We start from the raw sequence: 26,503 nt of genomic DNA on the forward strand, positions 1-26,503 counted from the left end.
ATGAAAGCCGTAATTCTCGCCGCCGGCCGCGGCTCCCGCCTGAAACACCTGACCGCCGCGCAACCCAAGCCCCTGGCCCGCCTGGCTGGCAAGCCGCTGCTCGAATGGCAGCTGCAAGCCCTGGAAAACGCCGGGATCGACGAGGTGCATCTGGTCAGCGGCTATTGCAGCGAAGCCCTTGAAGGCTACGGCCAGAGCCAGCTGTACAACCCGCATTGGGCCAGCAGCAACATGGTGCGCAGCCTGATACGCGCCGACGCCCTGCTATCCAGCGAACCGACCCTGGTGTGCTACGGCGACATCGTCTATCGCCCGGACATCGTCCGTGACCTGATGGCCTCCCAGGCGCCCCTGAGCATCACCTACGACCTCGACTGGTGGGACTTGTGGTCGACGCGCTTCGACGACCCCCTCAGCGATGCCGAAAGCTTCCGCCAACAGGCCGGCCAACTGCTGGATATCGGTGAAAGGGTCACTAGCCACGAGGAAATCGAAGGCCAGTACATGGGCCTGCTGAAATTCACCCCCGCAGGCTGGAGCCAGGTCCAGGCGCTGCTGGCCGGCATGAGCGAACAGCAGATCGACAAACTGGACATGACCAGCCTGCTGCGCGCCCTGCTCCAGGCCGGCACCGCCATCGCCACCGTGGCCATTCGCGGCGGCTGGGTGGAAGTCGACAATCAGTCGGACATCGCCCTGTACGAACAGCGCATCGCCCAACCAGGCTGGTCCCACGACTGGCGCGGCTGAGCCACCCGCCGCAACATCCTGAGCCGATTTTCCGGCGCGATGATGCTCCGGCCGGGGCTAGGCTTGCACAACCGCAGGACGCGGTTTCCCAGCCTCAAGGAACGAGTCATGTCTCTGGCCATTGTCCACAGTCGTGCCCAGACCGGCGTGCAAGCGCCGGCTGTGTCGGTCGAAGTCCATCTGGCCAACGGCCTGCCGGCCCTGACCCTGGTGGGCCTGCCCGAAGCGGCGGTCAAGGAAAGCAAGGACCGGGTGCGCAGCGCCATTCTCAATGCCGGCTTCGATTTTCCGGCCCGGCGCATCACCCTCAACCTCGCCCCGGCCGACCTGCCCAAGGACGGCGGGCGCTTCGATTTGGCCATTGCCCTGGGCATTCTCGCCGCCAGCGTGCAGGTGCCGACCCTGGCCCTGGAGGAAGTCGAATGCCTGGGCGAGCTGGCGCTTTCCGGCGCGGTTCGACCGGTGCGCGGCGTGCTGCCGGCAGCCCTGGCCGCGCGCCAGGCTGGACGTACGCTGATGGTGCCGCGCGCGAATGCCGAGGAAGCCTGCCTGGCGTCGGGACTGAAGGTGATCGCGGTCGAGCACTTGCTGGAAGCCGTTGCGCATTTCAACGGCCATACACCGATCGAACCCTATGTTTCGGATGGCCTGCTCTACCAGAACCGGCCCTACCCCGACCTGAATGAAGTACAGGGCCAGCTGGCCGCCAAACGCGCGCTGCTGGTAGCCGCCGCCGGCGCGCACAACCTGCTGTTCAGTGGTCCGCCGGGCACCGGCAAGACCTTGCTGGCCAGCCGCCTGCCCGGCCTGTTGCCGCCGCTGGAGGAGCAGGAAGCCCTGGAAGTGGCCGCCATCCAGTCGGTCACCAGCCACACTCCGCTGAGCCATTGGCCGCAGCGGCCGTTTCGCCAGCCGCACCACTCTGCGTCAGGGCCAGCCCTGGTGGGAGGAGGCTCGAAACCACAACCCGGGGAAATTACCCTGGCCCACCACGGTGTGCTGTTTCTCGATGAGTTGCCGGAATTCGATCGCAAGGTATTGGAGGTGCTGCGCGAGCCGCTGGAGTCTGGGCAGATCGTCATCGCCCGAGCTCGCGACCGGGTGCATTTTCCGGCGCGTTTCCAGCTGGTGGCGGCGATGAACCCTTGTCCCTGTGGATATCTTGGCGAGCCCAGTGGCCGCTGCCGCTGCACCCCGGAACAGATCCAGCGTTATCGCAACAAACTCTCCGGGCCGCTGCTCGACCGCATCGACCTGCACCTAACCGTGGCCCGGGAAAGCACCGCCCTCAACCCCAAGCCCCAGGCTGGGGATAACACCGCGCAAGCCGCGGCCCTAGTGGCCCGCGCCAGGGAGCGGCAACAACGGCGCCAGGGTTGCGCCAATGCTTTTCTCGACCTGCCGGGCCTGCGCCGGCATTGCCAGTTATCCACAACCGACGAGCGCTGGCTGGAAACCGCCTGCGAACGCCTGACCCTGTCCCTGCGCGCCGCCCACCGCCTGCTCAAGGTCGCCCGTACCCTGGCCGACCTCGAGCAGGCCGAACAGATCAGCCGCGAGCACCTGGCCGAAGCGCTGCAATACCGGCCGGCCGCGAGTTGAGAAGAATCACTCCTTGCTCAGGTCCACCAGTGGCGTCGGCCGTACTTCGGTCTGCCGACCGTTCTGGATCTGGCTGATCTCGGCCAGGGACTTATCCACAGCCGCCTTGTCGGCCAGCAGGCTGTAGCGGATCTGGAATTGCTTGCTCTGCCCGGCCTCGATGGTCGGCACCAGGCCCAGCGGGCGCTGGTAGCGACGGTTGTAGGAGAAACTGGTGCCCGGCTCCAGGCCGGTCACGTAGCCCTGGCCCTGGGTATCGGTGTTTTTCCACAGGGAGAACACCGGCAACTGCCGGGTATTGAAGCCCACCGCCACACCGAGGCTGCCGGCCTTGTTGTGCAGCACCGTCAGGGTGTCGCCCTGGGCATCGGCGTACGGCACCACGTTGTAGACGGTCTCGTCGTAATCCCGGGTCGGGCCGCGGTAGGTCTGCCAATCGGCAAGGTCGGCCTTGGCCTTGTCATTGAACGGCGACACCTGCTTCACCGCAGCGGCGAACTTCGCCCCCTCTTCGAGGAACGGCGTGCTGAAGTTGCTGTGATACAGCGCCTGGTATTCCTTCGGATAGTCGCCGTTGTTGGTCAGGGTGTCGTTGAGGGCGAAACTGACGCTGCCCGGCTCGGTCACCAGCTCGGTGGCCACCGAGAAATCGACCTTCTTGAACGCCTGTTCCTTGAGCTCGCCGCGCAGGCTGATGGCGTACGGCGGCTTCTCGTCGATATGCAGGGTGACCTTGTTCGCCGGGATGTTCGCCGCGCGACCGTGGAGGGTCAGCAGCTCGCCGTTATCCATCCCCGGATGCCCGACCCACTCATAGCCGCAGCGGGTCACCAGTTCGTTGAAACCTTCCAGCCAGCCCAGGCCGCCGCGACCGTTGAGCTCGATGAACGCCGGGTTGACCACTTCCTTGACCGGCGAGTCCCAGCCCATGCGCACCTTGCCGACGGAGGCCTGCAGCACATTCATTCCGCGGGTCGGCACTACCGAGAGCTTCATCGCACCGTTGTCGATATCGACGATGCTCACCCCCTCCTGCCGCCCGCCATGCAGGGTGCGCAGGGTCACGGAAAAAGGCTTGGCGGTTTTTACTCCCAGCTGCGCGCTGGTGATATGGAAATCCTGGGCGGCCTTGTCGGTATCGAGCAGGACATAGTCCCAGGCCATGGCGTGGGAAGCAGCGGTGAACGCGGAAAGAGCGAGCAGCAGTCGGAGCGGAGTCATGGGCGTGTGCCTTTATTGGAGTTGTGGGATTTTTATAGCGCTGATGAATCGTTTCAGCAACTTAATTTCCGTACCAACGCCGGGACAACGCCACTCAGGGACTCAGCGAATCTTCAGCAATAGCCCCGCCACTTCCAGCACCTCATCCAGTGCCGCTGCGGCGGCCTCGGCCGAAGGTTGCAGCAGCAGGTCGTCGCCATACCCCATGGTCTGGGCGAAGATCTGCCGGGCCGCGCGAGCGGACGACGCGCAATGGAACACCTGCGCCTGCACCCCGGCCTCGATGATGCCGCCGAGCAAGGCCTGCCACTGCATGTTCACCGCCAGGTAGGTCTCGGCCATGGCACTGTCATGCATGGCTTCATCCCAGGCATCCAGCCATAGCGCCCAGCCGTCGTCGGCAGAGTCCGGCAGGCAATAACGCAGGAACTCCTGCAGGGCCTGTAGCGGCGGCGCATCACCCAGGGAGCCGCGCACTTCGTCAAGCTGCTCGTTGGCAAAGCTCAGGAAGGCTTCGCGGCGCAGCTCCTTCCAGTCGCTGAAGTAGTGATAGATGTGGCTGCGGGACAAGCCGGCGTGGTCCGCCAGGTCGCGGGTGGAAACATCGGCGAAACCCTTGCTGTGGAACAGCTCCAGGGCAGCAGCGATGATCTGGTCTTTGCGGTCGGTACGGGACATGCGGGCATTACCTCTGGGCGCCGGTAGATGGACGGCGCTTGCGTTTTGAGCGATCGCTCAAATACTATTGAGCAGTCGCTCAATAATAGCGCTTATCTTCCCTCCGGTGCACTCATGCCAGCCGTTACCCCACAAATCCTGATCGATGAAAGCAAGAAAATCGGCCAGCAATCCGCCAGCCAGACCCTGAAAGCCATCGCCCGCGCCTACCCCGGCAAGCTGTTCTGCACCTTGTCGCTGGTGGCGCTGGAGAACGCGTTGCTGCTGGCCTACCCATTGTTTGCCGGGTTCGCCGTGGACTCGATCATTCGCGGCGACGCCGGCAGCGCGTTGGTCTATGCCCTGGTGGTGCTGGCGTTCTGGGTGGTCGGGGCCGCGCGGCGGGCGGTGGATACCCGCACCTTCACGCGGATCTACGCCGACCTCGCGGTGCCGGTGATCCTCAACCAGCGCCTGCAGAACCAGAGCACCTCCACCGCCGCGGCGCGGGTGGTGCTGGCCCGGGAGTTCGTCGACTTCTTCGAGAAACACGTTCCGACCATCGCCACCGCGCTGGTCTCCATTGTCGGCGCGGCGGTGATGCTGCTGGTGATCGAACCCTGGGTCGGCCTGGCCTGCCTGGTGGCCTTGCTGCTGTGCGTCACCCTGCTGCCGCGCTTCGCCCGGCGCAATCAGGAGCTGCATGAGCGCCTGAACGACCGGCTGGAAAAGGAAATCGGCCTGGTGGCCAAGGTCGGCGCCACGTCCCTGCAACGGCACTACCGGGTACTGTCGCGGCTGCGGATCTGGCTGTCGGACCGCGAGGCGGCGGCCTATCTGCTGCTTGGCTCGGCGGCCGCGCTGCTGTTCGTGATCGCCATCAGCCAGCTGGCCCTGACCGAGGGGGTCAAGGCCGGGCATGTGTACGCGGTGATGACCTACCTGTGGACCTTTGTCAGCAGCCTGGATGAAGCGCCGACCATGGTCGACCAACTGGCGCGCCTGCGGGATATCGGCAAGCGGGTGGACCCGGGGCTCGCCGAACCGGCCGAGCCCCGCTGAAACCTCAGAACGGTCGGATGCGATAGCCGTTGCCATCCTTGGCCTCGGCGAATTTGTAATACGCCGACAGATTGACCTTCTCGGCGATGTGCTGGGTGAATGACACGCCGTCATCACCCCACACCCGACCGATGTGGCTGTAGACAAAGGCTTGCGCGGCCCACTGCTTGTCGCCCTTGCCCATGTTGTTCATGGCCACGTAGCCGGACGACGTCCTCGACATGCCGCTGACCTCGCCACTGACATCGTTCTGGCCGTTGGTGACCGGGGAAATGAACACCTTGGCGCTGGTGGTGCGGGCCTCGGCGTATTGCGAGAGCTTCTGGTTCTCCGAGTGGTTGAGCACCAGCAGCACCTTGCCCTGCAGTTGGCTGGCGGTCGGCCAGGACTTGCCCTTGAGCGAGCCCTGCAAGGCACTGCTGCTGACACCCAGATGCTGGGCCAGGTCGCCCGGGGTGTAGAGCTTGCCCTGGAAAATCCGGCTGACCAGGTCATCGAAGTCTTTCGGCGTACGCCCGGAGCTTTCCTTCGACCAGCCCTGCTTCTTGTCGAGGATCAGGGTAATCGGGAAGTGCCCGGGATGGCTGTCGCTCCAGAGCTTGATGTCGTTGAGGCAGGCTTCGAGATCGTTGGTGCCGTTGCCGTCGCCGGTGCAATTGTTGTCATTGCCGGACTGGAACAGGCTGCCGGGGTTGTGCCGCACGAACCAGTGGCGGGGCGAACCTCCGGTGACCGCATCGCGTTGGTCCCAGAAGTCCAGCTCCAGGGTGCGCACGCTATCGAGCACGCTGGTGAAGGTGCCGGCGTACTGTTTTTCGTAGCAGTTATGGCATGCCACCTGGGCGATAGCGTTGAAGGCGGTGTACCAGGACGCCGGGGAAATGAATCCCACGGCCTCCTGGCTGGACGCCATCTGGCTGGCCAGTGCCAGGGGCAGCACGGCGGTACGGAGGGCAAAACCAGTGAGACGGGACATGTCAGCTCCTGCCGGGAAGGCATCCTGTAGGGAAATCGCCCCTATGGTTTAGCCCAGCCCCGCGCATTTGCAATCTGCCTCCCCAGCCGTGGCCAACGGCCACGCAACCGCTATCAACGGAAGCGGTCGACCTCCTGGCGCAAGTCCGCCGCCAGCTTCTCCAGCTCCTTGGCGGTGATCGCCAGGTTCGACACCACTTCGCGCTGTTCGCTGTTGGCCAGGGCAATGCTCTGCAGGTTGCTGCTGAGCAGGGTCGCCGTGCTGCTCTGCTCCTGGGTCGCGGTGGTGATCGCGGCGAACTGCTGGCCGGCCGAGCGGCTCTGTTCGTCGATGCGCGCCAGGGCTGAGGCGACATTGGCGTTGCGTGACAGGCCTTCCTGCATCAGCACATTGCCCTGCTCCATGGTGGCGATGGCGTTGCCGGTTTCCTGCTGGATGCTGTTGATCATCCCCGAGATTTCGTCGGTGGCTTCGCGGGTACGCGAGGCCAGGTTGCGTACCTCGTCGGCGACCACGGCAAAGCCGCGGCCTTGCTCGCCGGCGCGCGCGGCCTCAATGGCGGCGTTCAGCGCCAGCAGGTTGGTCTGGTCGGCAATCGCGGTGATCACCCCAACGATGCCGCCGATTTCCTCGGAGCGCTGGCCCAGGGTATTGATCACCGTGGCCGTGCTGTTCAAGGCGCCGGCGATCTGCTCCAGCGACGCCGAGGCTTCCTCCATCGAGGTGCGGCCGATCCGGGTCTGCTGGGCATTTTCCTGGGCCAGGCGCTCGGTGTTGCCCATGTTGTCGGCGATATTCAGCGAGGTGGCGCTGAACTCCTCCACCGCCCCGGCCATGCTGCTGATCTCGCCCGACTGCTGTTCCATGCCCTCGTACGCCCCGCCCGACAACCCGGACAACGCCTGGGCCCGGCCATTGACCTCCGCGGCGGCCTTGCGGATGTGCTCGACCATGGTCGACAGGGCCTGGCCCATCTGGTTGAAGCTGCCTGCCAACTGGCCGATCTCATCCTGACTGGAGATATTCAGGCGCGCACTCAGGTCGCCTTTACCCAAGGCATCGGCCTGGCGCACCAGGTCACCCAGGGGCGCAAGCTTGCTGCGCAGCAGCCAGACCGTGGCGCCCACCGCCAGCAGCATTGCCAACAGGCTGCCGATGACCAGCCGCAGACCGACGCTCCAGGTCACCGCACGGATTTCGGCCTTCGGCATGCTCGCCACCACCGACCAGGGCCCGCCTTCGAAAGGGACGGCGACACTGTAGAAGTCCTCGTTCTTGTCGCTCCAGAAGTGGCCCTTGCCCGGCTGCCTGGCCAGTTCAGCGATGGTCGCCCCCGCCGGTTCCAGGGCCTGCACGCCGGCCGGCGGCACCAGCCACTTTTGCTGTTCGTCGAGCAACGCCAGGGAACCGGTCTGGCCGATGCGGAAGCGCTTGAGGTTGTCGAACTGGGCGTTCTGCGCGTCGGTGTAGTCGAAGCCGACGAACAGCACCGCAATCACCTGGCCGGCGCTGTCCCGCACCGGCGTGTATTGGGTCATGTACAGGCGCTCGAAAAGCAGCGCGCGGCCGACATAGCTCTGCCCCGCCATGAGTTTCTGGTAAGCCGGGTGCCCATGGTCCAGCAGGGTGCCGATGGCGCGGCTGCCGTCCTGCTTGCTCAGCGAGGTGCTGACGCGGATGAAGTCGTCGCCGCTGCGCACGAACACCGTCGCCACGCCGGCGGTCATCTGCTTGAACTCGTCGACTTCCTCGAAGTTGTTGTTCAGCACAACATCACCCAGGTGCAGGCCCGGGGTCTGGGTACCGGCCACGGTCACCGGCTGGTCCGGGTGCAGGCTCAGGCCGCCGCTGAAACGCTTTTCGAACAGCCCGCTCAGGCGCTGGGTACTTTCGCGCAGGGTGCCGTGGAAAGTATTGAGCTGGTCGGCCAGCAGCCGTGCCTCACTGGCCAGGTGTTCTTCCCGGGTGGCGAGGTTGGCGGCGTCCAGCGAGCGCAGGGCGAAGACAGTACTGCCGCTGATCACGATCGCCAGTACCACGGCGAGTGCGAGACCAAGCTGCGAGGCGATCCGGGCACGAGGTTGAGGCATGACAGCTCCTGGCCGAGAGACCGGATCGTCCTGATCGCGTCACACGCTCGGCAATGGTTCTAATAAGAATGAGGTGTCGGAACCTTTCAGAGCGAAGGCTCCACTTCCAAGGATTCGGCGGCGCCGATCAATACTTGAGCGCGCTGGACGGGTATCGCGCAGGCCCCTTGTCACGGGGCCTTCATCGTTTCAGCCGAGACGCTCTACGTCGGGCAATTGCATGGCGCGGACCTCGTTCTGGAGAAAGTCGCTGAGGCGGCGCAAACGTTCACCTCCAGGCCGGGTCTTGGGCCAGACCAGGTAGTAATTCTCGCCACTGGCCACCGCCGTCGGCCAGGGCAGGCTCAGGCGTCCCTGGGCCACATCCTCGGCCACCATCAGCAGGTCGCCCATGGAAACCCCGTAGCCGCGGGCCGCGGCGATCATGCCCAGTTCCAGGGTGTCGAACACCTGTCCGCCCTTGAGCGAAACCTGCTCGGACAGGCCCATGCGCTCCAGCCAGTTGCGCCAGTCGCGGCGATCCGGGGTCGGGTGCAGCAGCTCGGTGGCCGCCAGCCGCGCTACATCCCACGGCTGGTCGTTGAGCAGGTTCGGCGCGCCCACCGGGATCAGCAGTTCCGGAAACAGGTAGCTGGCCTCCCAGTCCGGCGGAAAGTGGCCGTTGCTCAGCAGCACCGCGCAGTCGAAGGGCTCCTGGTTGAAGTCCACCGAATCGACGTCCATCCAGGCGCTGGTCAGTTGCACTTCGTTGCCCGGTTGCAGATGGCGGAACCGGCTCAGGCGCGCCAGCAGCCAGCGCATGGTCAGGGTCGAGGGCGCCTTCATGCGCAGAATGCCGTCTTCGGCGCGCAAGGTATCGCAGGCGCGCTCGAGGGCGGTGAAGCCCTCGCGAATACCTGGCAGCAGCAAGCGCGCGGCTTCGGTCAGTTGCAGGTTGCGCCCGCTGCGCTGGAACAGCCGGCAGGCGAAGTGGTCTTCCAGGGTGCGGATATGCCGGCTGACCGCACTCTGGGTGATCGACAGCTCTTCGGCCGCGCGGGTGAACGAGCTGTATCGCGCCGCGGCTTCAAAGGCGCGCAAGGCATACAGGGGCGGAAGACGACGGGGCATGGCAGCACTCCACAGGCGCAATGGCGCCAACTTACCAGAATCCGCAAGCATGAGTTTTAATCATGCCACCAATCGTTTTTATCCCTTTGTGAAAGTCACCCAGAGCGCCGAGAATCAACCCTCTTGACTCCCTCCCCCCTATCGAGACCGATGACCATGCAGCATCCAGCACGCACCGAACTCTGGGCCATCCTGCGGCTGGCCGGGCCGCTGATCGCCTCACAGTTGGCGCATATGCTGATGGTGCTGACCGACACCCTGATGATGGCCCGCCTTAGCCCGGAAGCCCTGGCCGGCGGTGGCCTGGGCGCGGCCACCTATTCGTTCGTGTCGATCTTCTGCATCGGCGTGATCGCGGCGGTCGGCACCCTGGTCGCGATTCGCCAGGGCGCCGGCGACATCGAAGGCGCCGCGCGCCTGACCCAGGCCGGCCTCTGGCTGGCGTGGCTGATGGCGCTGGTCGCCGGCCTGCTGCTGTGGAACCTCAAGCCGGTGTTGCTGCTGTTCGGCCAGACCGAAACCAACGTGCAGTCCGCCGGCCAGTTCCTGCTGATCCTGCCGTTCGCCCTGCCGGGCTACCTGAGCTTCATGGCCCTGCGCGGCTTCACCAGCGCCATCGGCCGCGCCACGCCGGTGATGGTCATCAGCCTGGCCGGCACCGTGGCCAACTTCCTGCTCAACTACGCCTTGATCACCGGCATGTTCGGCCTGCCGAAGCTGGGCCTGGTCGGGATCGGCCTGGTCACCGCGATCGTCGCCAACTGCATGGCCCTGGCGCTGGCCTGGCACATCAAGCGCCACCCGGCCTATGCCGCCTACCCGCTGCGCCAGGGCCTGGCGCGGCCCAATCGCCACTACCTGCGGGAACTCTGGCGCCTGGGCCTGCCCATCGGCGGCACCTACGCGGTGGAAGTCGGGCTGTTCGCCTTCGCCGCGCTGTGCATGGGCACCATGGGCAGCACCCAGCTGGCGGCGCACCAGATCGCCCTGCAGATCGTTTCCGTGGCCTTCATGGTGCCGGCCGGGATCTCCTACGCGATCACCATGCGCATCGGCCAGCACTACGGTGCCGGGCAGCTGTTGCACGCGCGTATGGCCGGCCGGGTCGGGATCGCCTTTGGCGGCGCGGCCATGCTGGGTTTCGCCATGGTCTTCTGGCTGCTGCCGAACCAGTTGATCGGACTGTTCCTCGACCATAACGACCCAGCCTTTCGCGACGTGATCAACCTCGCGGTCAGCCTGCTGGCGGTCGCGGCCTGGTTCGAGCTGTTCGATGGCACGCAGACCATCGCCATGGGCGCGATTCGCGGGCTCAAGGACGCCAAGACCACCTTCCTCGTGGGCCTGGGCTGCTATTGGCTGATCGGTGCGCCGGCGGCCTGGCTGATGGCATTCACCCTGGGCTGGGGCGCGACTGGTGTGTGGTGGGGCCTGGCATCGGGGCTGGCGTGTGCCGCCATCAGCCTGACCCTGGCTTTCGAATGGAAGATGCGCCGGATGATTCGCCGGGAAAGCGCGGAGCCTGCCGCGCGGGATAACTTCCAAACCGCCCGGGATTCCCTGTAGCGGCAGGTTCTCCTGCCACTACGGCAGAGTGCCGTCAGATGACCTCGCCGACCAGGACCTGCTGACTCCTGCCGAAGGTCAGGTACTCCACCAGTTCCGTCAGCGGCAGCGGCTTGCTGATCAGGTAGCCCTGCGCCTGGTCGCAGCCGAAGCTGCGCAGCAAGGCCAGTTGCTCGGGGGTTTCCACGCCTTCGGCCACCACCTCGAGATGGAGGTTGTGGGCCAGGTTGATCATGGCGTGCACCAGCTTGCGGTTCTCTTCGCGCTGCTCCATGCCGCCGACGAAGCTCTTGTCGATCTTCAACAAGGCAATCGGCAGGCTGTTGAGGTGCACGAAGGACGAGAACCCGGTGCCGAAATCGTCCAGGGAAAACCGCACCCCCAGCCGCCCCAGCGCGTCCATGGTCTGCTTGACCAGGTCGCTGCGGCGCATCACCGCGGTTTCGGTCAGCTCGAACTCCAGCCATTGCGCCTCAACACCACGCTCGGCAATCAGCCGGCTGAGGGTCGACAGCAACTGGCTGTCCTGGAACTGGCGGAACGACAGGTTGACCGCCATGTGCAGCGGCGCCAGGCCGCGTTCGCGCAGAGCCTGCATGTCGCGCAGCGCCCGGGAAATCACCCAGTAGCCCAGCGGTACGATCAGGCCGCTCTGCTCGGCCAGGGGCACGAACTCGCTCGGCGGCAACAGCCCGCGCTCGCCGTGACGCCAGCGCACCAGGGCCTCCAGGCCGACGATCTGCCCGTCATGCAGGTTCAGGCGCGGCTGGTAGTGCAACTCCAGCTCGTCACGGCGCAAGGCCCGGCGCAGTTCGCTTTCCAGGTCGGCGAGGCTGCGGGCATTGCGATTGATGCGTTCATTGAAGATGTGAAAGGTACAGCCCTGGGTACTTTTGGCCTGCTGCATGGCGATGTGCGCGTGCCACATCAGCGGGTCGGCACCGGCATTCGCCCTCGCGTGGGCAATGCCCAGGCTGCAGCCGATCAGCAGGCTTTCGCCATCGATCCAGTACGGCTCGGCCATGACTTCGGCGATGCGTTCGGCCATCCACTCGGCGCGTTGCGGCGCCCGGCGGGTATCGATCAGCAGAGCGAATTCGTCGCTGCCCAGGCGCGCCAGCTGGTCGCCGGCCTCAAGCTGGCTCTTGAGCCGCGAGACCACTTGCAGGATCAACCGGTCGCCGGCCTGGTGGCCCAGCGCATCGTTGGCATGGCGGAAGTTGTCCAGGTCCAGGTGCCCCAGCGCCAGCCCGCGTCCTTCGTTTTCCGCCAGGCGCGCCGCCAGCAGGGTCTGGAAGCCTTGGCGGTTGGCGATGCCGGTCAGCGGGTCCTGCTCGGCCAGGCGCAACAGGGTGTTTTCCAGCACCCCGCGCTCGCGCACATGGCGCAGGCAACGGCGCACCGTATCGGCAGTGAGGTTTTTATTCACCAGCCAGTCGCTGGCGCCGGCGGGCGTGTTCAACGGCTCCTGCTCCAGCAGCAATACCGTGGGCAGGCTGCAACGACCGGGAGCCGGTTGCAGTTGGGGAACGGTTAACAGAATCGCAGAGCGGTCTTCATCGAACAGACGGCTGACAGATTCCCAGGTCGGCGCACTGATCAGCACCACCGAGTCTCCCAACGGAGCGAGACACTCGCGCAACAACGCTGCCCACGCCGGCTCTTCGGCCAGCAGCAGCAAGCGCAAGGGTTCGACAGGCTTGGACAAGCTAGCTCCCTAGACTCTGTAATAGAAGTTGGCGGCGGGCATTATGACGCGTAGATAAACAATGACAAATGATATTGATTATCAAACGCAATTTCTTGTACCGCTCTAACTCGAACATTAGACGCATATTCAGCGCGCATCCTGAGGGAAAGTATCAAAACCGGCAAATTTAGATAGCGTGCTGCGTCACAAGTCGGAGAGAGCAGCAGAATCCGTCCATCCTGTTAAAATGCCCGCCCATTTCGCTACAGACCCCTTTTTTCGTCATGTCCCGACTCAATCCCCGGCAGCAAGAAGCCGTGAACTACGTCGGCGGCCCTCTTTTGGTGCTCGCCGGTGCTGGCTCCGGCAAGACCAGTGTAATCACGCGCAAGATCGCCCACCTGATCCAGAACTGCGGCATTCGCGCGCAGTACATCGTCGCCATGACCTTCACCAACAAGGCCGCGCGGGAGATGAAGGAACGGGTCGGCACCCTGCTGCGCAGTGGCGAGGGCCGCGGCCTGACCGTGTCGACCTTCCACAACCTGGGGCTGAACATCATCCGCAAGGAGCATGTGCGGCTGGGCTACAAGCCGGGCTTCTCGATCTTCGACGAGACCGACGTCAAGGCCCTGATGACCGACATCATGCAAAAGGAATACTCGGGCGACGACGGCGTCGACGAGATCAAGAACATGATTGGCGCCTGGAAGAACGACCTGATCCTGCCGGCCCAGGCCCTGGAAAACGCGCGCAACCCCAAGGAACAGACCGCGGCCATCGTCTACACCCACTACCAGCGCACGCTCAAGGCGTTCAACGCGGTAGACTTCGACGACCTGATCCTGCTGCCGGTGAAGCTGTTCGAGGAACACGCCGACATCCTGGAGAAGTGGCAGAACAAGGTGCGCTACCTGCTGGTGGACGAATACCAGGACACCAACGCCAGCCAGTACCTGCTGGTGAAAATGCTCATCGGCAAGCGCAACCAGTTCACCGTGGTGGGCGACGACGACCAGTCGATCTACGCCTGGCGCGGCGCCCGCCCGGAAAACCTGATGCTGCTCAAGGAAGACTACCCGTCCTTGAAGGTGGTGATGCTCGAGCAGAACTACCGCTCCACCAGCCGCATCCTGCGCTGCGCCAACGTGCTGATCTCCAACAACCCCCACGAGTTCGAGAAACAGCTGTGGAGCGAGATGGGCCATGGCGACGAGATCCGCGTGATCCGCTGCCGCAACGAGGACGCCGAGGCCGAGCGGGTGGCCATGGAAATCCTCAGCCTGCACCTGCGCACCGACCGGCCCTACAGCGATTTCGCGATCCTCTATCGCGGCAACTACCAGGCCAAGCTGATCGAGCTGAAGCTGCAGCATCACCAGATCCCCTATCGCCTGTCGGGCGGCAACAGCTTTTTCGGGCGCCAGGAAGTGAAGGATCTGATGGCCTACTTCCGCCTGATCGTGAACCCGGACGACGACAACGCCTTCCTGCGGGTGATCAACGTGCCGCGCCGGGAAATCGGCTCCACCACCCTGGAAAAACTCGGCAACTACGCCACCGAACGCAAGATCTCGATGTACGCCGCCACCGACGAAATCGGCCTGGGCGAGCACCTGGACAGCCGCTTCACCGACCGCCTGGCGCGCTTCAAGCGCTTCATGGACAAGGTGCGCGAGCAGTGCGCCGGCGAAGACCCGATTTCCGCCCTGCGCAGCATGGTCATGGACATCGACTACGAGAACTGGCTGCGCACCAACAGCTCCAGCGACAAGGCCGCCGACTACCGCATGGGTAACGTGTGGTTCCTGATCGAGGCGCTGAAGAACACCCTGGAAAAAGACGAAGACGGCGAAATGACCGTCGAAGACGCCATCGGCAAGCTGGTGTTGCGCGACATGCTGGAGCGTCAGCAGGAAGAGGAAGACGGCGCCGAAGGCGTGCAGATGATGACCCTGCATGCCTCCAAGGGCCTGGAATTCCCCTATGTGTTCATCATGGGCATGGAGGAGGAAATCCTCCCCCACCGCTCCAGTATCGAAGCCGACACCATCGAGGAAGAACGCCGCCTGGCCTACGTGGGCATCACCCGCGCGCGCCAGACCCTGGCCTTCACCTTCGCCGCCAAGCGCAAGCAGTACGGTGAAGTCATCGACTGCGCGCCCAGCCGCTTCCTCGACGAACTGCCGCCGGACGACCTGGCGTGGGAAGGCAACGACGACACCCCGACCGAAGTCAAAGCCGTGCGCGGCAACAACGCACTGGCGGATATACGGGCGATGTTAAAGCGCTAGAATTGGCCATTTTTTAACCGCAGCATTTTTAACCGAACACCTTTTATCAGAGCTCAGGCGCACAAGGCGTCAACAGAGGAAAGCTTCATGGAAGCACTGCACAAGAAAATCCGCGAAGAAGGCATCGTGCTTTCCGACCAGGTCCTGAAAGTCGACGCCTTTCTGAACCACCAGATCGACCCGGCCTTGATGAAGCTGATCGGCGACGAATTCGCCACGCTGTTCAAGGACTCGGGCATCACCAAGATCGTCACCATCGAAGCCTCGGGCATCGCGCCGGCGATCATGACCGGCCTGAACCTGGGCGTACCGGTGATCTTCGCGCGCAAGCACCAGTCCCTGACCCTGACCGAGAACCTGCTGTCGGCGACCGTGTACTCGTTCACCAAGCAGACCGAAAGCACCGTGGCGATTTCCCCGCGCCACCTGACCAGCAGCGACCGCGTGCTGATCATCGATGACTTCCTGGCCAACGGTAAGGCGTCCCAGGCGCTGATCTCGATCATCAAGCAGGCGGGTGCCACCGTGGCCGGCCTGGGCATCGTGATCGAGAAGTCGTTCCAGGGCGGCCGCGCCGAACTGGACGCGCAAGGCTACCGCGTGGAATCCCTGGCCCGGGTCAAGTCCCTGGCCGATGGCGTGGTGACCTTTATCTAAGAGGCCTCGCCCTTGATCGCGGGCAAGCCTTGCTCCTACAGAGACCACCCGCTTCTGTAGGAGCAGCCGGTCGACACTCGATTGCCCGCGATGACGCCGCCAGGCGTCTACCTCATGCCTGCGCCGTCTCCCGCAGCGCCGCCAGCAGCAAACGCTGATAGATCTCCTCGCGCCAGCCATCGGGCTTCACCAACTGCATCCGCTGCAGATGCGCCGGAAACGCCTCGGGCGGTGGGGCATCCAGCGCCGCCTTGCCCAATTCGAGAATCTCGCTGAGCTTGAACTTGCTCTTCAGCCAGTTCAGCGCCCGCAGCAAATCCCGCTCCTCCGCGCTGAAGTCGCTGCCCAACGGATATTCCGGGAACAGGTGCCGGTGCCGCGCCTGGATCGCCAGCAGGCGTTGCGGGTGGTTGTCGGTAAAACGCGGATCGAGGCGGAAATCCCTGTGCAGCTTGCCGGCCTTCTGCGCCTGTTCGATCAGGCCCGGCTGGAAACGCGAGTCGCTGATATTGAGCAGCGCTTCGATGACCTTCGCATCGGTCTTGCCGCGCAGATCGGCGATACCGTACTCGGTGACCACAATGTCCCGCAGGTGCCGCGGGATGGTGCAGTGGCCGTATTCCCAGACGATGTTGGAGCTGACCAGGCCCGCGGATTCGCGCCAGCTGCGCAAGATCAGGATCGAGCGCGCGCCTCGCAGCGCATGGCCCTGGGCGACGAAGTTGTATTGCCCGCCGACGCCACTGAGCACCCGGCCGTCTTCCAGCTGATCCGCCACCCCGGCGCCCAGCAGGGTGACCATGATCGAGCTGTTGATAAAGCGCGCGTCCAGGCGCTGCAGGCGCTTGAGTTCTTCGTGGCCGTACAGCTCGTTGATGTAGCTGATGGCGGTCATGTTGAACTCGCCGAGCTTGCTCTTGGGCAGATCCCTGAGGCGCTGGTAGAAGCTGCGTGGCCCGAGGAAAAAGCCGCCATGCACCGACACTCCGCCCAGCGCCTGGTTTTCATCCAGCGTCCCGGCGTTGGCCTGTTGCTGCAGGGCCACCGAAGGGTAGACCTTGCGCCGTACGATGCCGGCATCGGCCAGGGCCAGCAGGCCGTTGACGAACATCTCGCTGCAGCCATACAGGCCCTTGGCGAAAGGCTCCACCCCGCCTTCGCGCTCGATCAGCGGCTTCCAGCCCTGGATCTCCAGGTCCGCCAGCAGCGCCCGATAACCGTCGTTGTCCGCCTGGCGTGCCAGCAACGCCGCCGTCAATGCATCGCCCATGGAGCCGATGCCGATCTGCAGGGTGCCGCCGTCGCGCACCAGGGTGCTGGCGTGCAGGCCGATAAAGTGATCCTGGAACCCCACCGGCATGTTCGGCGTGGAAAACAGCGTGCTGCCCTCCTCTTCGTCGATCAGCAGATCGAAGGTCGCGGCGTCGATTTCGGCGTCGCCCGGCATGTAAGGCAGGTCGCGATGCACCTGGCCCAGCAGCAGGATGGTTTCGCCGGCGCCACGTCGCTCGGCGATCATCGGCAACAGGTCGAGGGTGATGTCCGGGTTGCAACTCAGGCTCAGGCGGTCGGTTTGCTGCGGGTCCCGGGCCACCAGTTGCGCGACCAGGTTCAGGCCGGCGGCATTGATGTCGCGCGCGGCGTGGCTGTAGTTGCTGCAGACATAATCCTGCTGCGCCGCCGGGCTGTTGAGCAGGCTGCCGGGCTGCATGAAGAACTGTTCGATATGGATATTGGCCGGCACCTGGTTGCGGTGCAGGTCGGCGAGAAAGTCCAGCTCGGGGTAGTCGCCGAAGACCTGCTCGATGAAAGGCTCGAGGAAGCGCCGTTGCAGGCCATCGCCCAGCGGCGGGCGGCCCAGGCTCAGGGCGGTGTAAATGGTCAGTTGGCGCTCGGGCAGTTGCGCGATGCGACGATACAGGGCATTGGCGAAGCGGTTGGGTTTGCCCAGCCCCAGGGGCATGCCCAGGTGAATATGCGCCGGCAAGCGTGCCAGGACCTCATCGACCGCCAGCTCGATAGAACATGACTGCACCATCCGATCCTCCAGAACCTTCCATGAATTTGAGGTTGGACCGAGCTTGCCGGGTCTTTGCTGCAATGAACAGTAGCGGCCGAATCGCAGGCATGAAAAAAGCCGCTCGTGAGCGGCTTTTTTGCGCAAGATCCGTGCTTATTTCAAACCGGACATCTTCTGGATGGCGCCTTTGAGCTCTTCATCGGAGCAGTCGGCGCAGGTGCCTTTAGGCGGCATCGCGTTGATACCGGTAATGGCCTTGGCCAGGATGCCGTCGAGGCCACCCTGGTGATCCGCGCGCTCTTTCCAGGCAGCGGCGTCGCCGATTTTCGGCGCGCCCAACAGGCCGGAGCCGTGGCAAGCATTGCAATGCTTGGCAATCACTTCGTCTGGAGTCTTCGCACCACCGCCACCGGCGGCAACAGCGACTTCCATACCCTTGCATTCCTGACCCTGGACGCAGACCTGGCCAACCGGCTCGAGGCGCTTGGCAATGTCGTCGTTGGTCGCAGCTTGAGCGCTGACAGCCCAGAGGGCCAATACGGTTGCTGGTGCAGCCAGCATTTTCATAATTAGGTTCACGCGTACACCCTCAATGGTGGCTAGTCACGCCCACGGCCACGGTTTCGCGGGCGGGCGCAAGTATAGCGGTTAGCCCGCCACTCCGAAACAACCCTAGATTCAAAGGGGGATTAGAGAGAGGCGAAATGCTGCTTCGGGCACCGCTGCAATCCTTGCAGGACGCCTCTTCTATTAGAAGTTCGCGGGCGTGGCTGCGCTGATTAGTCGCGCGGGTGCATCGAAAGGATTACGGAAACGGTGCGGCTTGGTGCTTTCGAAATAGTAGCTGTCACCGGCTTCGAGCACGAATGTCTCAAGACCCACCACCAGCTCCAGGCGTCCTTCCACGAGAATCCCGGTTTCCTCGCCTTCATGGGTGAGCATCTCTTCGCCGGTATCGGCGCCCGGCGGATAGATCTCGTTGAGAAAAGCGATCGCCCGGCTAGGATGCGCCCGGCCCACCAGCTTCATGGTCACCGCGCCATCGGAAATATCGATCAACTCGTTGGCTTTGTAGACGATCTGGGTGGGTTTTTCCTGGAGGATTTCTTCCGAGAAAAACTCGACCATCGACATGGGAATGCCGCCAAGAACCTTTCTCAGCGAACTGATCGAGGGGCTGACGCTGTTCTTCTCGATCATCGAAATGGTGCTGTTGGTGACGCCCGCGCGCTTGGCGAGTTCACGCTGGGAAAGGCCTTTGAGTTTACGGATGGATTGCAGTCGTTCACCGACGTCCAATGCGGCAGCCTCCTAGGGATCAGGCGTTGTTGTAGTTGAGCGTTATCATGGCGATAGCGTTCAGTATTTACAACACTTGGGCCCCAATCCCAGGGGGCAAGGCGACTTTCGGCAATGCACTGTGCCGCTCAGCCCTCGGAATAGACGCGTGGCACCCGGCGCAGGTTGCAGAACAGCTGATAAGGGATAGTGCCGGCCGCTGCCGCCAGTTCGCTGGCGAGGATGTTCTTGCCCCACAGCTCGACGGTAGAACCCAGCCCGGCCTCTGGCACATCGGTCAGGTCGATGCACAGCATGTCCATGGAAACCCGGCCGAGCAGCTGGGTACGCTGCCCCGCCACCAGCACCGGCGCACCGGTCGGCGCATGCCGCGGATAACCGTCGGCGTACCCCATGGCCACCACGCCGATACGCATCGGCCGTGGTGTGACGAATTTGGCGCCGTACCCCACCGGTTCGCCGGCCGGCAGTTCGCGCACGCAGATCACCTTCGACTCCAGGGTCATCACCGGTTGCAGGCGCGCGGCCAGTGGATGCGGTTCTTCGAACGGGGTCGAGCCATACAGCATGATGCCGGGGCGCACCCAGTCGCTGGGAATGTGCGGCCAGCCGAGCACGGCTGGCGAGTTACGCAGGCTGATCTCGGCGGACAAGCCCTGGCGCGCCGCCTCGAACACCGCGACCTGCTCGTCGCTGCTGCTGCAGCTGAGCTCGTCGGCCCGGGCGAAGTGGCTCATCAATACGATCTTCGCCACCTTGCCGCTGGCCAGCAGCCGCTGATAGGCCGACTGGTAATCCTTGGGATGCAGGCCGACGCGGTGCATGCCCGAATCCAGCTTGAGCCATACCGTCAGCGGCTTGGCGACGGTGGCCTGCTCGATGGCCTCCAGCTGCCACAGCGAATGCACCACGCACCAGAAATCATGTTCGACGATCAGGTCCAGCTCATCGGCCTCGAAAAAACCTTCAAGCAGCAATATCGGCGCGCGAATCCCCGCCGCACGCAGCTCCAGGGCTTCTTCGATACAGGCCACGGCAAAGCCGTCGGCCTCGGCTTCCAGCGCCTGGGCACAGCGCACCGCGCCATGGCCATAGGCATCGGCCTTGATCACCGCGAGCGCACGGGCGCCCGGCGAGGCTTCGCGGGCCAGTTGGTAGTTGTGACGCAGGGCGTGAAGATCGATCAGGGCACGGGCAGGACGCATGGCGGCAGACTTCTAGGCGGTCATGTGGGAAGAAAAAACCGGCGCTGGCGGATGGCGTGAGCCATCCATTAACAGCACCGGGAGAGGGATCTTGCTTAAGGCAGAGCGGCCACGACGGACAACTCGACCAGGATTTCCGGTTCGCAGAGCTTGGCTTCGACGGTTGCGCGGGCCGGGGCGACGCCTTTCGGCAGCCACTGGTCCCATACGCTGTTCATCCCGGCGAAGTGCGCATCGATGTCCTTCAGGTAGATGGTCACCGACAGCAGGCGCGACTTGTCGGTGCCGGCCAGGTCCAGCAAACGCTCGATGTTGGCGAGGGTTTCACGGGTCTGCTGCTCAATCCCCGCGTTCAGGTCGTCGCCGACTTGCCCGGCCAGATACACGGTACCGCTGTGGACGACGATCTGGCTCATGCGCTCATTGGTGAGCTGGCGCTGGATTGGCATGTTTTGCAGGCTCCTGAGGATTACCGTAACGAGAAATATCGAGACCTTCGGCGCTGATCTGCGGCTTTTTCTTCGCCATCAGATCGGCCAGCAGACGACCGGAACCACAGGCCATGGTCCAGCCAAGCGTGCCATGACCGGTGTTCAAGAACAGGTTGCGCATCGGCGTGGCGCCAACGATCGGCGTGCCGTCCGGGGTGGTGGGACGCAGGCCGGTCCAGAAACTGGCCTGAGACAGATCACCGCCCTGAGGATAAAGATCGTTGACGATCATCTCCAGCGTTTCGCGCCGACGCGGGTTCAGCGAGAGGTCAAAACCGGCGATTTCAGCCATGCCGCCAACGCGAATACGGTTGTCGAAACGGGTGATCGCCACCTTGTAGGTTTCGTCGAGAATGGTCGAAGTCGGGGCCATGGCCGGGTTGGTGATCGGCACGGTCAGCGAGTACCCCTTGAGCGGATACACCGGGGCCTTGATGCCCAGTGGCTTGAGCAGTTGTGGCGAGTAGCTGCCGAGGGCCAGCACGTAGCGGTCGGCGGTTTCCAGCTTGCCGTCGATCCAGACGCCGTTGATGCGGTCACCGGCGAAGTCCAGGCGCTGGATGTCCTGGTCGAAGCGGAATTCCACACCCAGCTTGGTGCACATTTGCGCCAGGCGCGTGGTGAACATCTGGCAGTCGCCAGTCTGGTCGTTCGGCAGGCGCAGGGCGCCGGCCAGGATGTCGGTCACGCTGGCCAGGGCCGGCTCGACGCGGGCGATGCCCTCGCGGTCCAGCAGCTCGAAAGGCACGCCGGATTCCTTGAGCACGGCGATATCCTTGGCCGCGCCATCCAGTTGCGCCTGGGTGCGGAACAGCTGGGTGGTCCCCAGGCTGCGGCCTTCATAGGCAATGCCGGTTTCCACGCGCAGTTCGTCGAGGCAGTCGCGGCTGTACTCGGACAGGCGGACCATGCGCTCCTTGTTTACCGCATAGCGGGCAGCAGTGCAGTTGCGCAGCATCTGCGCCATCCACAGGTATTGATCGATGTCGGCGGTGGCCTTGATCGCCAGCGGCGCGTGGCGCTGCAGCAACCACTTGATGGCCTTGAGCGGCACGCCCGGCGCGGCCCAGGGCGAGGCGTAACCCGGCGAAACCTGGCCGGCGTTGGCGAAGCTGGTTTCCATGGCAACGGCCGGCTGACGGTCGACGACGGTCACTTCGAAACCGGCACGGGCCAGATAGTAGGCACTGGTGGTACCGATCACGCCGCTACCCAAGACCAGAACGCGCATTTTCATATCCCTCATCGCGGATAACCGCTGACGTTTGTTATTCAGAGCGAAGATGCGCGCAGTATAAAAAGCAACAGCCAGTGCTTTTCACTATATAAACGCCTATATTTGGCGAGAATTCTCGGCAAAAACCCTTTTCACGGAGGCGCATCCCCTATGCGTACCAACCACCAGACAAAGCGTGAGCTGGACAAGATAGATCGCAATATCCTGCGCATCCTGCAGGCCGATGGGCGCATCTCCTTTACCGAGCTGGGGGAAAAGGTCGGGCTGTCGACCACGCCGTGCACCGAGCGGGTCCGCCGCCTGGAGCGCGAAGGCATCATCATGGGCTACAACGCCCGGCTCAACCCGCAGCACCTCAAGGGTAGCCTGCTGGTGTTCGTCGAAATCAGCCTGGACTACAAGTCCGGCGACACCTTCGAGGAGTTCCGCCGCGCCGTGCTGAAACTGCCGCACGTACTGGAATGCCACCTGGTGTCGGGGGACTTCGACTATCTGGTGAAGGCGCGGATTTCCGAAATGGCCTCGTACCGCAAACTGCTGGGCGACATCCTGCTCAAGCTGCCCCACGTGCGCGAATCCAAGAGCTATATCGTGATGGAAGAGGTGAAAGAGAGCCTGAGCCTACCGATTCCGGATTGATTGCAACGAGCCGAGACCAGTGTTGTCAGGGTAATCGCTATCGCGGGCAATCGAGCGTGGACCGGCCGCTCCTACGGGACCGGTGCAACCTGTAGGAGCGAGGCTTGCCCGCGATTGCTTTGGGTCAGACCAACACCTGCCGGGTGCTCGCCATGTATTCATGGATCTGCTTCTCCACCCGCGGGTGGATCAGCTCCACCGGGCGCCGGCCATTGGGGCATGGCAGGCTCGGCGTGGTGCCGAACAGGCGACAGATCAGCGGCCGCTCGTCATACACCGTGCAGCCATTGGGCCCCAGGTGCACACAATTCAGCTCTTCCATCGCCGCGTCCTGCTCGGCCCGGGTCTTGCGCGGCAGGCGCGACATCTCTTCGGTCGAAGTGGTGACCGGACCACAGCAGTCGTGACAGCCGGGCACGCACTCGAACGAGGGGATCTGCTGTCGGAGCGTGCGGATTTTCTGGCTGTTGCAGCTCATCGAAGCGTTTACCGGGAGTCTGGAGAGGCCGCGATTTTGCCCTAAAAGCCTTGTGGCAGACAGCACTGGCCGACCAATGTTGCCGCGCCGGAAAGGTCCGGCTTATGCTCCGTCAAATTTTCCAAACACACGAATCAGGATGATCCACATGAACACCCGTGTTCAGCCGTCGGGGCCAGGCCATTCGCACCCCGCCTCCTACTACGCCGCCAGCAGCCTGCCCCAGCCCGATTATCCGGCGCTGGCCGGCGAGCATCAGGCGGACGTATGCGTGGTCGGCGGCGGCTTCTCCGGGCTCAACACCGCGATCGAGCTGGCCGAGCGCGGGCTCAGCGTCATTCTGCTGGAAGCGCGCAAGATCGGCTGGGGCGCCAGCGGGCGCAACGGTGGGCAACTGATTCGCGGAGTGGGTCACGGCCTCGAGCAGTTCGCCTCAATAATCGGCGAAGACGGCGTACGCCAGATGAAACTGATGGGCCTGGAAGCAGTGGAAATCGTCCGCCAGCGTATCGAACGCTTCCAGATCCCTTGCGACCTGACCTGGGGTTATTGCGACCTGGCCAATAAACCGCGCGACCTCGAAGGTTTCGCCGAAGATGCCCAGGAGTTGCGCGACCTGAGCTATCGCCATGCAACCCGCCTGCTGCAAGCCCATGAGATGCACAGCGTGGTGGGTTCCGACCGTTACGTCGGCGGCCTGATCGACATGGGCTCGGGGCACCTGCACCCGCTGAACCTGGCCCTGGGCGAAGCCGCGGTCGCGCAGCAACTGGGCGTGCGCCTGCTCGAACACTCGGCCGTGACCCGCATCGATTACGGGCCGCAGGTCAAAGTCCATACCGCCCAGGGCTCAGTGCGCGCCAGCACTCTGGTGCTGGGCTGCAACGCCTACCTCAACGATCTCAACCCGCAACTGGGTGGCAAGGTGCTGCCCGCCGGCAGTTACATCATCGCCACCGAACCCTTGAGCGAAGAGCTGGCCCACACCCTGTTGCCGCAGAACATGGCAGTCTGTGACCAGCGGGTGGCCCTGGACTATTACCGCCTTTCGGCCGACCGGCGCTTGCTGTTCGGCGGCGCCTGCCACTATTCCGGCCGCGACCCGCGGGATATTGCCGCTTACATGCGGCCGAAGATGCTGCAGGTGTTCCCGCAACTGGCGGCGGTGAAGATCGACTATCAATGGGGCGGCATGATCGGCATCGGCGCCAACCGCCTGCCGCAGATCGGCCGTCTAAAAGACCAGCCCAATGTGTATTACGCCCAGGCCTACTCGGGCCACGGCGTGAATGCCACGCACCTGGCCGGCAAGTTGCTGGCCGAAGCCATCAGCGGCCAGCAGGGCGGTGGTTTCGATCTGTTCGCCCAGGTCCCGCACATCACCTTCCCGGGCGGCAAGCACCTGCGTTCGCCGCTGCTGGCGCTGGGGATGCTCTGGCATCGGTTGAAAGAACTGGTCTGAAGGCATCTATAGCCGCCACACGACAGGTATGAAAAAGGCCGCATCCGGGGAAATCGGATGCGGCCTTTTGCGGTCGCTGCGCAACCGATCGCAGGCTGCGCCAGCGGCTACAGCCGCCAGAACGGCTTGAGCCCTTCCTGCCGCGCCTGTTCGCGACTCAGGCCGATATCGCGCAACTGTTCGGTGGTCAGCTCAAGCAGTGCCTTGCGTGTACGCAGTCGATGCCAGTACAGGCCCCAGAGACCGAGGCCGGACGGCGCATTGTGGACGGACGTCGCCCCTGCTGCCCGCTCCTGCCCAGCCGCCAGTTCCTGACTGTGTAACGACAGACGCACATCGCTCAAGCCGTTCATTTTTGCTGCTCCTGTTTACTTGGGTCGCTATGAGCAGACATCATGCACGGGAGCCAAAAACCATTACAGATTCAAAGTACCGCTATTATCTCCATACAGAATTTCCCCTATCCGGGCTGAATCCTGTAATTTTGCGCCATCTGTACTGGTTACCCGATTCAATCACCCCGAGGCTGCGCCATGACCCTGTATGTCAATCTCGCCGAACTGCTGGGCACACGTATCGAACAAGGCTTCTATCGCCCCGGCGACCGACTGCCCTCGGTACGGGCCTTGAGTGTCGAACACGGGGTCAGCCTGAGCACCGTGCAGCAGGCTTATCGGGTGCTGGAAGACAGCGGCCTGGCGACGCCCAAGCCCAAGTCCGGTTACTTCGTGCCGGTCAGCCGCGAACTGCCGGCACTGCCTGCGGTGGGTCGCCCGGCGCAGCGGCCGGTGGAGATTTCGCAGTGGGACCAGGTGCTGGAACTGATCCGCAGCGTGCCGCGCAAGGACATCGTCCAGCTGGGCCGCGGCATGCCCGACGTCACTAGCCCGACCCTCAAGCCCCTGCTGCGCGGGCTCGCCCGCATCAGCCGGCGCCAGGACATGCCCGGTCTGTATTACGACACCATCTACGGCGTGCACGAACTGCGTGAACAGCTGGCGCGGCTGATGCTCGATTCCGGCTGCCAGCTCGGCGCCAACGACCTGGTGATCACCACCGGCTGCCATGAAGCCTTGTCCACCAGCATCCGTGCCACCTGCGAGCCCGGGGATATCGTCGCCGTCGACTCGCCGAGCTTCCACGGCGCCATGCAGACCCTCAAGGGCCTGGGCATGAAGGCCCTGGAAATCCCCACCGACCCACTCACCGGCATCAGCCTCGACGCCCTGGAACTGGCCCTGGAGCAATGGCCGATCAAGGCCATACAGTTGACCCCCAACTGCAACAACCCGCTGGGCTATATCATGCCGGAGTCGCGCAAGCGGGCCCTGCTGACCCTGGCCCAGCGCTTCGATGTGGCGATCATCGAAGACGATGTGTATGGCGAGCTGTCCTACACCTACCCGCGCCCGCGGACCATCAAGTCGTTCGACGACGATGGCCGGGTGCTGCTGTGCAGCTCCTTCTCCAAGACCCTGGCGCCGGGCCTGCGCATCGGCTGGGTCGCCCCCGGGCGCTATCTGGAACGAGTGCTGCACATGAAATACATCAGCACCGGCTCCACCGCGCCGCAGCCGCAGATCGCCATCGCCGAGTTCCTCAAGAGCGGCAATTTCGAGCCGCACCTGCGGCGCATGCGCACCCAGTACCAGCGCAATCGCGACCTGATGATCGACTGGGTCAGCCGCTATTTCCCCACGGGTACCCGCGCCAGCCGGCCGCAAGGCGGGTTCATGCTGTGGGTCGAACTGCCGGAAGGTTTCGATACCCTGCGCCTGAACCGCGCGCTGCTCGGCCAGGGCGTGCAGATTGCCGTGGGCAGCATCTTTTCGGCCTCGGGCAAGTACCGCAACTGCCTGCGGATGAACTACGCTGCCAAGCCAACGGCACAGATCGAGGAAGCCGTGCGCAAAGTCGGCGCAGCCGCCATCAAGCTGCTGGCTGAAGATTGCGCAACGGACTGACCTTTTCCTGTGAAACCGGCGTCACAGCTAGAC

23 protein-coding genes are annotated in these 26,503 nt (G+C 63.9%); 9 read left to right on the forward strand and 14 right to left on the reverse strand.

Annotated elements, in window-relative coordinates:
* Both PMI20_RS02015 and PMI20_RS02020 read left to right on the forward strand, forming a co-directional pair.
* Window positions 1-750 carry a phosphocholine cytidylyltransferase family protein gene (locus PMI20_RS02015; RefSeq protein WP_007926641.1) on the forward strand — a complete coding sequence of 250 codons (750 nt, stop codon included), beginning with the start codon at window positions 1-3 and terminating at the stop codon, window positions 748-750.
* Window positions 751-858: 108 nt separating this feature from the next.
* Window positions 859-2,352 carry a YifB family Mg chelatase-like AAA ATPase gene (locus tag PMI20_RS02020; protein ID WP_007926640.1) on the forward strand — a complete coding sequence of 498 codons (1,494 nt, stop codon included), beginning with the start codon at window positions 859-861 and terminating at the stop codon, window positions 2,350-2,352.
* Window positions 2,353-2,358: 6 nt separating this feature from the next.
* Here PMI20_RS02020 and PMI20_RS02025 read toward each other — a convergent pair whose 3' ends face one another.
* Together PMI20_RS02025 and PMI20_RS02030 are read right to left on the reverse strand one after the other, a co-directional pair.
* Window positions 2,359-3,573 (reverse strand): aldose 1-epimerase family protein, encoded by a 1,215-nt coding sequence (locus PMI20_RS02025; RefSeq protein ID WP_007926638.1) that lies wholly within the window; start codon window positions 3,571-3,573, stop codon window positions 2,359-2,361.
* A gap of 102 nt (window positions 3,574-3,675) precedes the next feature.
* A complete protein-coding gene (locus tag PMI20_RS02030) occupies window positions 3,676-4,251 on the reverse strand; it encodes a TetR/AcrR family transcriptional regulator (protein ID WP_007926636.1) in 576 nt (191 codons plus the stop codon).
* A 114-nt stretch (window positions 4,252-4,365) separates the two neighbouring features.
* Here PMI20_RS02030 and PMI20_RS02035 point away from each other — a divergent pair, with 114 nt between their 5' ends.
* Window positions 4,366-5,292, forward strand: coding sequence for an ABC transporter six-transmembrane domain-containing protein (locus PMI20_RS02035; protein WP_007926634.1), 927 nt, complete (start codon window positions 4,366-4,368; stop codon window positions 5,290-5,292).
* A gap of 4 nt (window positions 5,293-5,296) precedes the next feature.
* Here the strand turns inward: PMI20_RS02035 and PMI20_RS02040 are convergent, their stop codons facing one another.
* The 3 genes from PMI20_RS02040 to PMI20_RS02050 all read right to left on the reverse strand — a co-directional run bounded on the left by PMI20_RS02040 (window position 5,297) and on the right by PMI20_RS02050 (window position 9,468).
* The gene (locus tag PMI20_RS02040; protein ID WP_007926632.1) at window positions 5,297-6,268 is read right to left on the reverse strand and encodes a Ca2+-dependent phosphoinositide-specific phospholipase C; all 972 of its coding nucleotides are present in this window, start codon (window positions 6,266-6,268) and stop codon (window positions 5,297-5,299) included.
* Window positions 6,269-6,381: 113 nt separating this feature from the next.
* Window positions 6,382-8,358, reverse strand: a complete 1,977-nt coding sequence (locus PMI20_RS02045) for a methyl-accepting chemotaxis protein (protein ID WP_007926629.1) — start codon at window positions 8,356-8,358, stop codon at window positions 6,382-6,384.
* Window positions 8,359-8,547: 189 nt separating this feature from the next.
* Window positions 8,548-9,468, reverse strand: a complete 921-nt coding sequence (locus PMI20_RS02050; protein WP_007926627.1) for a LysR substrate-binding domain-containing protein — start codon at window positions 9,466-9,468, stop codon at window positions 8,548-8,550.
* Between the two features lie 156 nt (window positions 9,469-9,624).
* Here PMI20_RS02050 and PMI20_RS02055 point away from each other — a divergent pair, with 156 nt between their 5' ends.
* Window positions 9,625-11,034, forward strand: coding sequence for a NorM family multidrug efflux MATE transporter (locus tag PMI20_RS02055; protein WP_007926626.1), 1,410 nt, complete (start codon window positions 9,625-9,627; stop codon window positions 11,032-11,034).
* 34 nt (window positions 11,035-11,068) lie between these two features.
* Here PMI20_RS02055 and PMI20_RS02060 read toward each other — a convergent pair whose 3' ends face one another.
* Complete coding sequence (locus PMI20_RS02060) at window positions 11,069-12,742, reverse strand: putative bifunctional diguanylate cyclase/phosphodiesterase (RefSeq protein ID WP_007932415.1); 1,674 nt, start codon at window positions 12,740-12,742, stop codon at window positions 11,069-11,071.
* A 266-nt stretch (window positions 12,743-13,008) separates the two neighbouring features.
* Between PMI20_RS02060 and rep the strand changes: the two genes are divergently transcribed.
* Both rep and PMI20_RS02070 read left to right on the forward strand, forming a co-directional pair.
* A complete protein-coding gene (gene rep / locus PMI20_RS02065; RefSeq protein WP_007932416.1) occupies window positions 13,009-15,018 on the forward strand; it encodes a DNA helicase Rep in 2,010 nt (669 codons plus the stop codon).
* Window positions 15,019-15,105: 87 nt separating this feature from the next.
* Window positions 15,106-15,675, forward strand: coding sequence for a xanthine phosphoribosyltransferase (locus tag PMI20_RS02070; protein ID WP_007932417.1), 570 nt, complete (start codon window positions 15,106-15,108; stop codon window positions 15,673-15,675).
* Window positions 15,676-15,787: 112 nt separating this feature from the next.
* Here the strand turns inward: PMI20_RS02070 and PMI20_RS02075 are convergent, their stop codons facing one another.
* The 6 genes from PMI20_RS02075 to dadA all read right to left on the reverse strand — a co-directional run bounded on the left by PMI20_RS02075 (window position 15,788) and on the right by dadA (window position 21,921).
* On the reverse strand, window positions 15,788-17,713 hold the full coding sequence (locus tag PMI20_RS02075; RefSeq protein ID WP_007932418.1) for an acetyl-CoA hydrolase/transferase C-terminal domain-containing protein: 1,926 nt from the start codon (window positions 17,711-17,713) through the stop codon (window positions 15,788-15,790).
* A 135-nt stretch (window positions 17,714-17,848) separates the two neighbouring features.
* Entirely contained in the window at window positions 17,849-18,262 is a 414-nt protein-coding gene (locus tag PMI20_RS02080) for a c-type cytochrome (RefSeq protein ID WP_009046174.1), read from the reverse strand.
* A 183-nt stretch (window positions 18,263-18,445) separates the two neighbouring features.
* The gene (locus tag PMI20_RS02085) at window positions 18,446-18,994 is read right to left on the reverse strand and encodes a cupin domain-containing protein (protein WP_007932420.1); all 549 of its coding nucleotides are present in this window, start codon (window positions 18,992-18,994) and stop codon (window positions 18,446-18,448) included.
* Between the two features lie 128 nt (window positions 18,995-19,122).
* Window positions 19,123-20,199: an alanine racemase gene (gene alr, locus PMI20_RS02090; protein ID WP_007932422.1), complete on the reverse strand. Its 1,077-nt coding sequence runs from the start codon at window positions 20,197-20,199 to the stop codon at window positions 19,123-19,125.
* Window positions 20,200-20,294: 95 nt separating this feature from the next.
* Window positions 20,295-20,648, reverse strand: coding sequence for a RidA family protein (locus PMI20_RS02095; RefSeq protein WP_007932432.1), 354 nt, complete (start codon window positions 20,646-20,648; stop codon window positions 20,295-20,297).
* The gene (dadA, locus tag PMI20_RS02100) at window positions 20,620-21,921 is read right to left on the reverse strand and encodes a D-amino acid dehydrogenase (RefSeq protein ID WP_007932434.1); all 1,302 of its coding nucleotides are present in this window, start codon (window positions 21,919-21,921) and stop codon (window positions 20,620-20,622) included. The genes PMI20_RS02095 and dadA overlap by 29 nt, the downstream gene beginning before the upstream one ends.
* 156 nt (window positions 21,922-22,077) lie before the next feature.
* On the opposite strand from dadA, the gene PMI20_RS02105 reads away from it, so the two are divergent.
* Complete coding sequence (locus PMI20_RS02105) at window positions 22,078-22,566, forward strand: Lrp/AsnC ligand binding domain-containing protein (RefSeq protein ID WP_007932443.1); 489 nt, start codon at window positions 22,078-22,080, stop codon at window positions 22,564-22,566.
* A 124-nt stretch (window positions 22,567-22,690) separates the two neighbouring features.
* On the opposite strand, the gene PMI20_RS02110 is transcribed toward PMI20_RS02105, so the two are convergent.
* A complete protein-coding gene (locus PMI20_RS02110) occupies window positions 22,691-23,044 on the reverse strand; it encodes a YkgJ family cysteine cluster protein (protein WP_007932445.1) in 354 nt (117 codons plus the stop codon).
* A gap of 148 nt (window positions 23,045-23,192) precedes the next feature.
* On the opposite strand from PMI20_RS02110, the gene PMI20_RS02115 reads away from it, so the two are divergent.
* Window positions 23,193-24,506 carry an NAD(P)/FAD-dependent oxidoreductase gene (locus PMI20_RS02115; RefSeq protein ID WP_007932447.1) on the forward strand — a complete coding sequence of 438 codons (1,314 nt, stop codon included), beginning with the start codon at window positions 23,193-23,195 and terminating at the stop codon, window positions 24,504-24,506.
* Window positions 24,507-24,613: 107 nt separating this feature from the next.
* Here the strand turns inward: PMI20_RS02115 and PMI20_RS02120 are convergent, their stop codons facing one another.
* The gene (locus tag PMI20_RS02120) at window positions 24,614-24,859 is read right to left on the reverse strand and encodes a DUF1127 domain-containing protein (protein WP_007921094.1); all 246 of its coding nucleotides are present in this window, start codon (window positions 24,857-24,859) and stop codon (window positions 24,614-24,616) included.
* A gap of 180 nt (window positions 24,860-25,039) precedes the next feature.
* Here PMI20_RS02120 and PMI20_RS02125 point away from each other — a divergent pair, with 180 nt between their 5' ends.
* The gene (locus PMI20_RS02125; RefSeq protein WP_007921095.1) at window positions 25,040-26,470 is read left to right on the forward strand and encodes an aminotransferase-like domain-containing protein; all 1,431 of its coding nucleotides are present in this window, start codon (window positions 25,040-25,042) and stop codon (window positions 26,468-26,470) included.
* Window positions 26,471-26,503 lie beyond the last annotated feature (33 nt).

The organism is Pseudomonas sp. GM17, assembly GCF_000282175.2.
Lineage (GTDB): Bacteria > Pseudomonadota > Gammaproteobacteria > Pseudomonadales > Pseudomonadaceae > Aquipseudomonas > Aquipseudomonas chlororaphis.